Origin of the sequence: Lysinibacillus sp. UBA6686, assembly GCF_002455205.1 — a bacterium.
Classification (GTDB): Bacteria; Bacillota; Bacilli; order Bacillales_A; family Planococcaceae; genus Lysinibacillus; species Lysinibacillus pakistanensis.
The window spans coordinates 48,294-62,484 of record NZ_DKJS01000037.1; the positions used below are offsets into that span (position 1 = coordinate 48,294).

The 14,191-nt window shown below is 36.7% G+C and carries 10 protein-coding genes and 1 pseudogene; all 11 read right to left on the minus strand.

What is annotated here, in order from left to right:
* Window positions 1-9: 9 nt before the first annotated feature.
* Window positions 10-2,637: a DNA polymerase I gene (polA, locus tag B2R82_RS09410; protein ID WP_286924595.1), complete on the minus strand. Its 2,628-nt coding sequence runs from the start codon at window positions 2,635-2,637 to the stop codon at window positions 10-12.
* Window positions 2,638-2,862: 225 nt separating this feature from the next.
* Complete coding sequence (locus B2R82_RS09415) at window positions 2,863-5,772, minus strand: S-layer homology domain-containing protein (protein ID WP_286924596.1); 2,910 nt, start codon at window positions 5,770-5,772, stop codon at window positions 2,863-2,865.
* Between the two features lie 797 nt (window positions 5,773-6,569).
* Complete coding sequence (locus B2R82_RS09420) at window positions 6,570-6,983, minus strand: DNA polymerase I (RefSeq protein WP_286924597.1); 414 nt, start codon at window positions 6,981-6,983, stop codon at window positions 6,570-6,572.
* Between the two features lie 212 nt (window positions 6,984-7,195).
* Window positions 7,196-8,206 carry a protease modulator HflC gene (gene hflC, locus B2R82_RS09425; RefSeq protein WP_286924598.1) on the minus strand — a complete coding sequence of 337 codons (1,011 nt, stop codon included), beginning with the start codon at window positions 8,204-8,206 and terminating at the stop codon, window positions 7,196-7,198.
* The gene (gene hflK / locus B2R82_RS09430) at window positions 8,206-9,183 is read right to left on the minus strand and encodes an FtsH protease activity modulator HflK (protein WP_286924599.1); all 978 of its coding nucleotides are present in this window, start codon (window positions 9,181-9,183) and stop codon (window positions 8,206-8,208) included. Before hflK ends, hflC begins: the two co-directional genes overlap by 1 nt.
* Before the next feature lie 203 nt (window positions 9,184-9,386).
* Entirely contained in the window at window positions 9,387-10,100 is a 714-nt protein-coding gene (locus tag B2R82_RS09435) for an LrgB family protein (RefSeq protein ID WP_286924600.1), read from the minus strand.
* Entirely contained in the window at window positions 10,097-10,465 is a 369-nt protein-coding gene (locus B2R82_RS09440; protein ID WP_286924601.1) for a CidA/LrgA family holin-like protein, read from the minus strand. The genes B2R82_RS09435 and B2R82_RS09440 overlap by 4 nt, the downstream gene beginning before the upstream one ends.
* Window positions 10,466-10,836: 371 nt before the next feature.
* Window positions 10,837-12,372, minus strand: a complete 1,536-nt coding sequence (pnpS, locus tag B2R82_RS09445) for a two-component system histidine kinase PnpS (RefSeq protein ID WP_286924602.1) — start codon at window positions 12,370-12,372, stop codon at window positions 10,837-10,839.
* Window positions 12,369-13,085, minus strand: coding sequence for a response regulator transcription factor (locus B2R82_RS09450; RefSeq protein WP_283869141.1), 717 nt, complete (start codon window positions 13,083-13,085; stop codon window positions 12,369-12,371). Before B2R82_RS09450 ends, pnpS begins: the two co-directional genes overlap by 4 nt.
* Before the next feature lie 52 nt (window positions 13,086-13,137).
* Entirely contained in the window at window positions 13,138-13,578 is a 441-nt protein-coding gene (locus B2R82_RS09455; protein WP_283869142.1) for a MaoC/PaaZ C-terminal domain-containing protein, read from the minus strand.
* A 180-nt stretch (window positions 13,579-13,758) separates the two neighbouring features.
* Window positions 13,759-14,191 (minus strand): annotated as a pseudogene (locus B2R82_RS09460) (malate dehydrogenase); the annotation flags it as partial.

Genomic DNA, 14,191 nt, shown 5'->3' on the forward strand with positions numbered 1-14,191 from the left:
AATCCCTCCTTATTTTGCTTCGTACCAAGTTGCTCCATGATTGAAGTCCACTTTTAACGGTACGGTAAGCTCTATGGCATGCTCCATAACCTCGGGAACAATTTTTTCAAGCAATGCAACCTCTTCCTTAGGCGCTTCAAAAATTAATTCATCATGCACTTGTAAAAGAAGCTTTGCCTGCATATTCTCTTTTTTCAAGCGAGCATCCATATCAATCATTGCTTTTTTAATAATATCTGCAGCGCTTCCCTGAATAGGTGTATTCATGGCAGTGCGCTCTGCAAAGCTACGTATATTGAAGTTGGAGCTTGTTATATCAGGTAAATATCGACGTCTATTTAAAATCGTAGTGACATAACCATTAAATTTCGCATCCTGCACAATATCATCCATATACTGTTTTACACCTGGAAAACTTGCGAAATATTTTTCAATAAATGTTGCTGCTTCCTTACGAGTAATATCTAAGTTTTGTGATAAACCGTAATCACTAATTCCATAGACAATTCCAAAGTTAACTGCCTTTGCTGCACGACGCATATTACTATCAACCTCATCAGCTGATACATGGAAGACATCCATTGCTGTACGTGTATGAACGTCCATCCCTTCACGGAAGGCCTCTACAAGGTTTTTATCTTCTGACATATGTGCCAGAACGCGTAATTCGATTTGTGAGTAGTCAGCAGAAAACAGTATCCAGCCCTCTTTTGATGGGACAAATGCTTGACGGATTTTGCGTCCCTCCTCTAAACGAATAGGAATGTTTTGCAAATTTGGATCCGTAGAGCTTAGACGTCCTGTAGCCGTTAATGCTTGCTGGAAACGGGTATGCACCTTGCCGTCCTCGTTATGAATTTCTTTAAGCAAGCCTTCAATATAGGTTGATTGTAATTTACCTAACTGACGATATAAAAGAATATGCTCAATAATCGCATGCTCGGATTTTAATTTTTCTAACACATCTGCTGCCGTTGAGTAGCCTGTTTTTGTTTTTTTAATAACTGGCAGTCCAAGCTTATCAAATAAAATAACCCCTAATTGTTTTGGTGAATTAATATTAAAGGCTTCTCCAGCTTCCGCATAAATCTCTTGCTCAATAACAACTAATTTGTCATTCAATTCTTGTCCCATTTTCTCTAAAGTAGCACGGTTGACTGTAATTCCTTCACTTTCCATCTCGCCCAATATAGAAGCTAATGGGAGTTCTAGATTTTTATATAAATCATATTGTTCGTTTTCCTTTAGCAATGTCTCAAGCTTTGGCTGTACTGACCACACAGCAAAGGCTTTGCGGCTAGTATGCTCTGCTAGTGTATCAATAGCAGGTATAGCTCGTTTGGCACCCTTACCATAAACGGTCTCATTTGCCTGCACATCACGGTAGCCAAGTTCCTTCGCAAGTGTTGCTACATCATCTCCACTTAGCCCAGGATTATTGATATAAGAAGCAAGCAATAAATCAAACTCAACTCCTGCTAAACGAATCCCTGCACGTCTTAATGCCGCTTGGGCTGCCTTTGAATCTGACATATACTTTATTTTTGTCGCATCCTCTAGCCATAGACGAAGAACATCTGATTTAGCCACTCTATCAAAAGGTACGTAAATTGGTTTCGCTCCATCAGTTAGAGCTATGCCTAGTTGCTGACATGTGTGATAATGTTCGTCCGCCAGCTCCAAATGCACTGCCATAACATCCTTTAAGTGTTCTTGCTTTACTTCCTGCACAATTTCATAGTCAAATGGTGCTTGTTCTTCTTCTTGGACAGAAAAATCACTTTTTTCTAGCAGTGATTTAAAGCCAAGCTCACGCCAGACATTTATTAGCTCTTCTTCATTCGGACCATTATAAGCAAGATCAGTAAGTGCAACCTCTATCGGCGCATCCGTAAAAATGGTTGCAAGCTTTTTACTCATGATTGCCTGCTCTTCATTGGCTACTAATTTTTCTTTCATTTTCGAAGCCTTTAATGTATCCATCGCTTTATATAACGACTCTACTGAACCATGCTCTTTCAGCAATTTAACAGCCGTTTTTTCACCGACACCAGGTACACCAGGAATATTATCAGAAGCATCCCCCATTAGCCCTTTCATATCAATTATTTGCGATGGGGTTAAGCCATATTTTTCTTCAATATAAGCTGGTGTATTTTTCTCAATTTCAGTTATACCTTTTTTAGTAATGTACACAGTTACCTGCTCTGTGGCAAGCTGTGTTAAATCACGATCTCCAGAAACAATGATGACATCGATATCCTGTGATGAAGCTTCTTTTGCAAGTGTTCCAATTATATCATCCGCTTCATACAGTTCTAACTCGTACTGTTTAATACCGTATGCGTCAATGAGCTTACGTAAATAAGGGAATTGCTCAGATAATTCTGGCGGAGTCTTTTGTCGCCCACCTTTATATTCCGTAAAGGTTTCATGGCGGAATGTTGTTTTCCCAGCATCAAAAGCCACTAAGATTTTTGTTGGTTGTTCTTCCTCTAATATTCTTTGTAGCATTGTTGTAAAGCCGTATACAGCATTAGTATGAATGCCACTATCATTCGTCAACAATGGCAACGCAAAAAACGCGCGATACGCTAAACTATTACCGTCCAATAATAGTAATTTTTCCTTTGTCATGATTTTATCCTCCTGCGCTGTCTTCTACTTAATTGTAAAACGAAAACGTATGTTTGAAAATGCTTCTTCTTTCTACTTTATCGAGAAAACAGCCATTTTGCCAACAATAACAATGCATTTCACAAAAAAACCTTATGGGTCTCATTGTGCTATCTTAGTCCCTCAGGGTTACCATTCCTATCAAAAAAGCCAACCGCTCATGGCGATTGACTTTCTTACTTACTATCAAACGTTTGTGTTTTCCATTGTAAATGGTTCTTTCAAAAGGTTATGTTCAGGTTTACTTTCACGTTCAATGTGTATAAAGGTTGCAAATAATGGGACAATACCATCAATTCGAATGATTACACTATTTCCTGTACTGCTACTTACTGTTCCATACAGCGGGGTTAATGAGTCATTTATCATAAATATAAATTGCTCTCCCTCTGGTATCTCGATATTTGAAGAGAACGTGAGCCTTATATTCTCATTATCTATATAAGAGACCTCATTAATGATAAGCGGTTGTGGTTCTACAAGTGTCAGTTTTGCTGATATTGCTGGTACAAGCTCTGATGTTTGACCTGTCACAGGATTTGTATATGAAATGGCTTCATTTAATGGAATCGTTACTTGATTGTCAATGATTTGAATGTGATATTTATACTCCCTTAACATGGCAATAATTAATTCCTGCTCCTCAACAGTTAGAGGCTCTTGTTCAAGTTCGAATTCGTTCCTTAACAATTGTTCTATCGCTTCATATAATCTGCCCACAGTTACTTCTTCGATGTCTGGTATGCTCGTAATCTCTTTGCCATTTAACAGGCGTTGGATTGTTGCTATCTCTTTCAACCCATTAATTGGTTGTAAATTCATCAGCTTCTCTAATTTTTCTGCCATATGATGAATATCTGTTTGTGTGTTAGCTAGTAAAATATTCGTATTTGTTAAAGAAGCGACTCGCTGGTAACCCATTGGTCCTTGAGCTACTTTAGCTACCATTGCTTCAGCTTCAGTTATTGCTGCTTGCAGTGCGTCTGTTGCTTTTTTAGGTATCCATTGCTGTGCATGTGGAATATCAAAGCCATTTTCAGATATAGGGTGATCTCCATTTTGCACGGCTACAAGTCGTTCCTTCGCATTACTAATCATTTTTTTAAGGGTTGTCGTATCTACAGGTGTTGTTGTATTTCCTCCACCTGTGTTATTACCACCAGAACTACTTCCACTGTTACTACTTGAACCACTGTCTGTAGCCTCTGCAGGCATTGGGTTAAAAGGTGTTTGTTGGCCCTTCGCAGATATTAATGTTTTAATTTGCCCTTGACGAACATTTGTGAATATTGCAAGCAGCGCTTCTCTAGAAATATCTGTCATCATATTATGAATGCGGACATCAGGTCCAAGAGTGAAGGTTGAAACAGCAGGTGATGGTACAATGATATTACCAATATTTATTGTTCCATTAATTTGTAAAGCAGTCTTTAATAGATTTTTAAAATCTTCATTTTGTTGTTGCAGCTTTCTTGACTCTTCTTGTATCTGTCGTATTCTTTCTTCCACTTGTGTTGTTAGTTCGACTGAAGGGAATAATCCTGGCAAATTGGGTATTCCTGCTGGGTTATTACTAGATTGCTGCTGGTTTGATCGTACTCTTAGAGAAAGTAGCTCATTTTCTATCTGTTGCAATTTTTGTCTTAATAGAGCTAATTGATTATCTTGTATTGGTGTCCTTTTAACCTTTGTTAAATCATTAATCTGCTGTTGCAAGCCTACTGATTCAGTTGTTAAATCACTTATTTTAGTCAATATTGCTTTTTTCTCTTGCTCCTGCAATTGCTGCTGATCTCTTAAAAAGACTTGACTGGCTTCAAGCTGCTTTTGCATTCGCTGTAACCTAAATTCATATTCAGCACCAATCGTGACTGTTCCAATATCTGCATTTCCGCTTAATTGTGAGCCTTCAGGTGGCGATTCCCAATTAAGCAGCCCTATATTAGGTGCATTAATCTGTAAATTACTTCCCAAATGAGTTACGACTGGTAGTGATGAATCTGAGTTAATAAATGCAGTTCTTTTTACAAGAAGAGCTACAAATTCACTTCTAGTCATTTCAACCGTAATAGGGTTGTCATTAATAACGGCTACTTTGTTAAGTGATGCCGTTTTTGAAGCTTCACCTTCTTCTAGGTATAGCTCCCCTTTTACCTTTAGTTGATTCAGTGCTATAGAAGTTGTTCGCCCTAGGACACGAATATCCCCTGTGACAACCATATTTTTCAGCTCAACAAAATCTGCATGAACTACGATATTGCCTATAGAGGTATTGCCCCCATCCAGCACAACTTTTGCACCTTGCTGTCCAGATGTGTATAAATCAATCGCTAATACCTCACCGATTTCACCATTCACCACAATAACATCTAGCTGTGCATTTTCTAATGCAGCAGCGTTTTTAGCATTTAATATAGTCTTTGCATTTTTGCCAATTGGCCATTCTCGCCCCCCAATTGTAACCTTGTTGTTGTGAATGTGCTCCACTGTAACGGTCGCCCCTGCAATACCTGTATCTGTTGAAACTTGCTTTATGATCTGCTCAGCTCTTACAATAAATGAAGCAAGCTGTCCCCTTGTCACAAACTTGCCCCCACTAAATGTAGTGGCCGATGTTCCTTTTGTAATCCCATATTCAAATAGTGCTGTCACTGCCTGCTGATGTTCTGCCGACACATCTGTAAAGGGTATTGACACATTACCGGATGCAGTAAGCCCTAATGACTTCGTAATGACCTTTGCCATGTCGTTGCGTGTAATAGGATCATTTGGATTTAATGAGCTATCCATAAGACCTGCTGCTTGCAAAGCTACCCATTCTTGTTCATCACTAGCATCTAAATTGAGTATACCCGCAATGATTTTCGCTGTTTGCTTAAATGTGACAAACTCATTTGGCTTAAATGTGCCATCTGGGAAACCATGAATAATATTACGCTGTGCTAAATCCATAATGGCTGTATAATGACTATTTGCCTCTTGTACATCTGAAAAATTGGTCGTTGCTGCTTCTACAGTAGTGCTTATACCTGTTATTATAGTACTTACTCCAACCGCAGTAGTAGTCGCTACAATAAATAGCTTATTTTTTTTCATAATTTTCCTCCTAGCAAGATAGTAAAGGAATAGGCCATCCCCGTTATTACGTAGCATCTTCAAGTTACTCTGGCTAGCATTTATTTTTTTAAGTTGGTGAATAAAATCTTTTTATAATAAAGTGGCGGCTTTTTTCCTATTTAATTCTATAAGTTGTGCATTAGACTCAGAGATTTGATGAAAAACCTCCCTCTCCGTCATTCCCTCATAAACTTTTTAAGGTTATATACAATTGGAAAATCCTCATCATCATACATAATAAAGGTTAAATTTAGGTTAAAAAAATATAATTTCTTAAAATGAACGCTAATACTTGTGGCGCTATTCGACAGCAATTTTTTGTCATAGCATAATTCCCTTCATTAGCTCTGGTTGCACAGGATGATGAGTACTTAAAAACTTTCTCCTTTCGCTCTTTTATCCATTATCCATGTAATAATTACTTATAGCTGAAAGTAAATACTTCCTAAATGTACTATAGATAAAATGAAGACAATACTGATGAATGTTAATATTTCACTTTGAGCGCTGACATTAGAAAATAAGATTTGATGAAAACACCATGACCTCAATCTGTAGTCACTCATAATCAATTAAGCCCATAGCGTAATTTCGTCAGGATTTTTTCAAGCTCCCCCGAAAAGCTCCTGTTCAAAATACGTGACATCCAACAGAGGCTTTAGACCAACACAATGGAGCTAGTGTTTGTATGCCCTGCTGAATCAAGATAAATAAATGAAAAAAACTTTCATTCAAAAGAGACAATCCTTTGAATGAAAGTTCATTAATGCATGCTATTAATTTGATGTACGATAAAATATTTCTTCATAGATAATCGTTAAGATAAACGCATTCATAAAAGCAAACACTAAAAATAAGGGCATCCCACCCAATTGTGGCTGTGTCAGCTCTTTACTAAATACCATCACCATACTAATTTGTGCTAAAAAGAAAATAAAACCAATACCAACTTGCCAAATAGGACGCTTGACCTTGCGTTTTTCATACCAAAATATTCTTTTACATATTTTGCGGACATCCTCAGCAATAATTAAACTTACTAAAAACAAAATGACAAAAAATACTGGTATATGATAAACACTTTTCGTTATCCATTCAAAATCTGATAGACGGAAGAAAAGTGTAAGCAACGATGCAATACTACTGGCTATACCTAAATTTTGTAGCCAGGTACTAATTTGTAATTTCACAGCTATTACCCCCATTTTTTCATTCTAAACATCATTATTCTATCAGATTATAGTAATCTACGATATAGAAATTTATAAATTTCTATTATTTACTTACTATACAAATTAATAATAATAAAATTTTATAAGTTTACACATTATTAAAAACAGAAAAGTCGCCATACCAAACTGGTAGGCGACTTCTTATTTTAACCCCTGCAAGGATTACAGAATTATTTGATATAGCCAGATAATACCTTTGCATACGGTGAAGTAGATGGCAAAATAATAACCGTATCTTCACCGATCGTTTTCTTATAGGATTCTAATGTACGATAAAGTGAATAGAATTCAGGATCTTGCGAAAATGACTTATTATAGATTTTCGCTGCCTCCGCCTCTCCTTCTGCTTGAATTAACGCGGCATCCTTTTTAGCTTTTGCTAGCATTTCTTGCACTTTCTTATCTGTTTGAGCTTCAATACGGCGCTTCCCTGCATCACCTTCTGATAGGTATTTTTGAGCGATTGATTCACGATCTGAAATCATATTTGTAAATACGGCTTGCTCATTTTCTGTTGGCAAATCAATACGACGGATTCGAACATCTACAACCTCTATGCCATATTTATCTTTTGCAAGCAATTCATTCACACGTTCAGTAACTTGGTCATTAATACTTCCACGAGAAGAATTTTCATCATTAATAATTTGTGTATATTCTATTCGTCCAAGCTCAGAGCGAATAACAGAATAGATAAATTCCTCCATACGAGACTCTACTTTTTCAATAGTACCTGCATTTGAAATTAATAACTTTGGATCTGTAATACGCCATACCGCATAATTATCAATAATAATTCTCTTTTTATCCTTTGTATTAATTTCCTCTTCTGATATTTCATAAGTCATTTGGTTTTTTGGTAATCTCGTTACACTTTGAATAAATGGAACCTTCATTTTAAGACCAGGCTCACGTTCAAATTTCACCACTTCCCCAAACTGCCTTACTACAGCATACTCTGATTCTTTTACAATATAGATATTTGCAAATAAAATAATGGCAATGGCAAAAACGGCTGTTAAGGTTACAGTAATAGAAATATATTTCTTTGGATTCATCGGACCCTTCTTCGACATCTTGATTACATTATCCTCCGAGTTTCCTTCCTTTGGAGTAGTATTTTTGGATTTGCCCGATAAAAAATTTAAGAATTTTTCAAGATCCTTATTTTTTTGATCCATTAGTTACCACTCCCTTCTTTTTTCTCTTCTTGTTTCTGCTCTTGCTTCTGTTCTATGGGTTGTAGTGCTTGAAGAGGTAAGTATTTCATTGTGCTGCCATCATCATTCATAATGTAAATTTGTGCTTTTGGTAACACATTCTCAAGTGTTTCTAAGATTAAACGCTCACGTGTAATTTGCTGATTTCCTTTATATTGCTCATACATTTTATTAAAGACAGCTACATCCCCTTGAGCCTGCTCGATACGGGCAGTTTTTTCTCCCTGTGCCTTCGAAATAATGGCGTCTTTTTCACCTTCAGCCTCATTTGTACGTTGATTTTCATATTTTTCTGCCTGATTGATTTTTGTATTTTTCATTTCACGTGCATCTGTTACTGCTGTAAAAGCCGCACGTACATCAGCATTTGGTAATTCCACATCCTGTAATTTAACACCCAAAATACTTATCCCAATATCATATTTTTCAATTAGAGAAACAAGTAATGTTCTTGTATTTGCCTCTATGTCTGCTTTTCCCTCTGTTAACGCGGCATCGATTTTGGAGCTTCCAATAATAGATCGAATTGCACTCGATGTAGCGCTATGTAAAATCTCTTCTGGGTTTTGTGCATTAAATAAGAATTTGTTCGGTTCTGTAATCTTCCATTGAACGACAAGGTCTGTTAATACAATATGTTCGTCTCCTGTAATCATTTTCGTTTCAGCATCATAAGCTTCTAATTCACCTTTTTTATTTTGCTTATAGCCAAACTGTAAACTAAATGTTTCCTTTGATAAAACCTCAACCGATTGGACTGGCCAAGGTAATTTAAAATGTAAGCCTGGTTCTGTTACTGTATCATCGGCACGACCGAATGTTATAACAACTGCTTGCTCTGATTCATCTACTGTGTACCAAGATGTAAATACAGCAATAAGTGCAACAATGCCGAAAATTCCAAGACCCACCATCATTAGTGTCCTTTTCACACTCATGTTTGTTCCTCCCTTATGCTTAGTACTATTGTATACGGAACACTTTTTAAAAGGTTTCAAAATATTTTAATAAACTAATATTTTATTGTAGGCAGTTTGACATATATCCTGCTTCATCCAATTTTGAGTTTGACTCTAGCTTGTTTGTAACCAAGAGTCCTTGGGCATTCACCTCCATCTTAAACAAAAAATCCTGTCACCATTTAAGGCAACAGGATATTAACAACTAGATGTTCAAATGCTGGGAACAATGTTGTAGAAAGCACGATGCTAATTAAGGCTGCTACAATCATCGCAAGGCTGGCAAAGGTTCCTTCGAGTTCACCAAATTCAAAGGCTTTAGAGGTACCTGTACCATGAGCTCCCATTCCTAACATTAAACCTCTAGATGAGGGTCTATGAAAGCGAAAAACTTTTATGATTAACGGAGCAAGTAGACTTCCTAATATTCCCGTTGTCATCACAAAAACGGCAGTCAAGGTAGGAGAGCCACCTATCATATTAGAAATATCCATCGCAATTGGTGTAGTGACTGAGCGTGGTACTAGGCTATGAACAAGCTCATTATTTAGGCCAACAACTAATGCCATAATAAATGAGGATATAATAGCGACGGCTGAACCAACTGCGATGCTAAGAAATATTTCAAGAGCATGCTTTTTTAATAAATTAAAATTTTTATAAATTGGAACAGCAAATGCAACTGTTGCTGGTCCTAATAAATTGGATAAAATATTTGCTCCTGTATTATAGGATTGATAGGAAGTACCTGTTAATAATAATAGTAAAATTATTATTATTGGTGTGACAAGCATGGGCGTAAGCCACTCTTTTTTATATTTAACATAAACCATTTTACATGCGTAAAAAATAGCAACTGTCCCTGCTAAGCTTGCTATAGCTATGAAATAACTCATGCGGCATCACCCTTCTTTCGTTGCTCTAGCCACTGTGCAGTAAGGCCTGTTATAAACATCACAACAATAGCACTCACAACAATCACAAGTACAACCTTCACACCCTGCACACCGAACAGTGAATCATAATCAATTATGCCAATTGCAGATGGTATGAAAAATAACAATAGCTCACTTAGCAATAATCCTGCTCCTAACTCAATCCATTCAAGCTTAATCATATGAAACTGCAAAAGTAAAAATAATAAAACTAGTCCAATTATGCTACCTGGAATCGGCAAGTGAAGTAGACGTGCAATACTATTTCCAACAAATAATAGTATATAAAGATAGCCGATTTGCACGATACTTTTGACGATTTTCATGGTCATCCTTCTTTCAATTTTGTCCTGCTTCTAAGGAAAACACAGTGAAAATCATACTTTATCTTTTAATAGCTATATTCATTTCACTGTCCATAAAAGCCCAATTAATTAGTTCAACTAAACATTGAAATTGTCAGTTAAACTTTATGCTACTATACTTTACACCTATTTTCGTCTAGTGTAAAACAGAAAAGAATCTATCACCAAAAAATTTGGCAATAGATTCTTCTATGGCGATTATAAAGCAGCCATTAACATGTAATAAATGATACATGATTTATTTACAGACTTGTCGATTATATAGGGGGTTTCTACTAAATAAGTATAAGCTCCCTTTGTGAATGTTACATGTTGCTTTTGTAAAGAGATTGTTAATTCTTCGGAATCATGACAATCATCTTAGTTCCAACACCAACTTCACTTTCTACCTGAATACGCCCATGATGCGCCTCTACTAAATGCTTCACAATAGCGAGCCCTAAGCCTGTCCCTCCAGAGTTTCGACTTCGGGCACGATCCACACGATAAAATCGTTCAAAGACACGAGCAATTTCGTGCTTTTCGATTCCAATTCCCTGATCCTCTATTTCAATAATTCCATACTTTTCATTTTCCTTTAAACGGATTGATACAGTTGTATTTTCTGGGGAATACGTAATCGCATTCGTGATTAAATTTGTTACGATTTGGATGATTCGATTGGCATCTCCCATCACTTCAACATCGCGTTCGATATCCACCCGGAAGCTCATATTTTTTTCATCTAAACGGGGCCCTGTTAATTCTGCACCTCGAATAAGTACGTCCTGCAAGCCCATTGGCATAATATTCACGGTAAAACCATGCTGTTCAATTTTCGATAGTTCCAATAAATCCTGAATTAACATTTGTAGTCGATTACTTTCTTTATAAATAATCTCTAAAAAGGATAGTAACATCTTCTCATCCTTATAGGCACCATCCAATAAAGTTTCTGAAAAACCTTTAATCGAGGTAATTGGTGTACGTAATTCATGGGAGACGTTTGCCACAAAGTCCTTTCGAATTTGTTCCAAACGGACAAGCTCTGTAATATCATGCATAACAATAACAACACCAAGCCAGCGACCATGATCTCCAATAACAGGAGCCCCATACACTTCCTTATTATATAGTTCCTGTTGTACTTCCATTTTAATTTGCTGTCGATAAGGCATTTCTGTTAGAAAGACATGGTCGATAAATTGCTCAAGTGATTTAGGTAAGCCTATTGTACGAAAGACCTTTCCTTGAACATCGCCAATTTGCATGCCAAAACGCTCTAAGAATACACGATTTACAATCGATATATTGCCTTCACGTCCAATCATCATAAGTGAGCTTCCCATGTTCTCAATTAACGTTTTTAGCCGTTCCTCTTCTACTTCACGTATCGTCGTAATGTCCTGTAAATTACGCGCTAAAATATTAATAGAATGGCTTAATGGCATCATGCGTTCCTGCTCGTTCTCATGGGCACGAGCACGGTAATTCCCTTTAGCGAGCTCTAGCGCTGTTTCGGTTACATTATCGATTGGTGCAGTGAAATTTCGAATCATATAACGACTGACAATTGCAATCAAAATTAGTGCTATAGTAAAAAGAATAACGAGAACCACATATAAACGAGCGCGAACACTCAATAAAATTTTATGCTGTTCCCCTGCATTTTGGACTCTATTGATAGCCTCCCTATCTTCCTTCGAGAGTTCAATTTTTCGTTCATCTAGTACTTGATTGATGAATTCTTGCTTCTCCAAGCTCGCCTGTTCCTCATACTGCTCTATATAAACAGGAAAAAGCTGACCTATTACAATCATTAGGACAGCTAGTATTGTTCCGAGTAAAAGCATGAATGTCAAGAATAAGCGGTTACTCATTGATTTCATGTTGTCTTCGGCTCCTCGAATTTATAGCCAAGACCACGAATGGTTTTGATAAACATTGGTTTTCGGCTATTTTCCTCAATTTTATCTCGAAGGTGACTGATGTGTACATCCACAATTCTTGTATCACCAGCAAAGTCATATTTCCATACAGCACTTAATAGCTGGTCACGTGTTAAAACACGATTTTTATTTTCAAGCAAATAAATCAATAACTCAAATTCCTTTGGTGTAAATTCCAATGCTTCATCCTGTAAAAATACTTCAAAACGCTCAGGAAAGACACGTAATTGTCCAAATTCATACATTTTCTCTTGAGGTTCATCTTTATTGTCTAATACAACATTTTGTGTGAAACGTCTTAACACAGCTTTCACTCGCGCCAATACCTCACGCGGGCTAAAAGGCTTCGTCATATAATCATCTGCTCCCAGCTCCAGACCAAGAACTTTATCGAATTCATCGTCCTTTGCGGTTAACATAATGATAGGTGTATTCATACGTTGTTGACGTATTTGTTTACATACCTCCATACCATCAAGCCTTGGAAGCATTAAGTCTAAAAGAATTAAATCCGGCTGTAAGTCAATTGCTTTATCCAATCCTTCTTGCCCATCTGCAGCTGTTTCTACAACATAGCCTGCCTGTTCTAAATTATATTTCAATAATGTCGCAATAGAAAATTCATCTTCTACAACTAAAATCGTTTTTGTCATTAATAATGCCTCCGTTAGTGATTTGAAACCCCCATTTCAAATCTTAAAACGTCTATAGCGCAAGTGGCGGTGTCACCAATAAGGTTCCTTCAATCACAAGCTGCTTTTGCTCATTATAGGAGTGGACAGATACAGTAATTATATTTTGGAGTTTATTTACTTCTGTTACCTCTAAAAGCGTATCAAATAATTCATAATGATAGAGAGGTCCTAAATATTTTAAATGTTGCTCAATAATTCGTGCACCTGGTCCAGGAATATACTTTGACACAGCTGACGTAATGATACCATTTAACATAATTGTAGGTACGATTGGCTTTTGAAAAGGCGTCATCGCAGCATAATCATGTTGAATATAAAGCGGATTACTATCATTCGTAAGGCCTAAATAAAGCAGTAAATCCTTATCCTCTATCTTTTCAGTAATATGAATCTTCTCGCCAACTGTAATTTCATCTATTGTGAGACCAAGCTTACTGTTTTTTTGAAGCAAAGATACGCCAACCCCTTTTCCATCATACTACCTTCATAGTATCAATTTTATTCTAAAAGTACAACGAAAAGCAGAATAACCATTTTATTGATAGGCATACGATATATNNATCTGAACAGTCTATTATTAAACAAAAAAATCGAGTAGGAATGATTCCCACTCGATTTCATAAGCTTTTTATTAAGCTAAAACTTTCATAACATTGCGGACTGCTTCTGCCGAATTATCTAAAGCCGCTTTTTCTTTGTCTGTTAAGTCCAGCTCAAAGATTTTTTCGATACCATTTGCACCTAGTAAAGTTGGAACACCTAAATACAAATCAGTGTAGCCATATTCGCCTTCTAAATATGCAATGGATGGTAAAATACGTTTTTGATCCTTAATAATTGCTTCAGCCATTTCAACAAGTGCTGCTGCTGGAGCATAGTATGCTGAGCCATTACCAAGTAAATTAACGATTTCTGCACCACCATTACGTGTTCGATTAACAATCTCTTCAAGACGATCAGCAGGAATTAATGTTTCTAATGGAATACCGCCAGCAAATGAATAGCGAGTAAGTGGTACCATTGTATCACCGTGGCCACCTAAAACAAAACCAGTAATGTCTTTC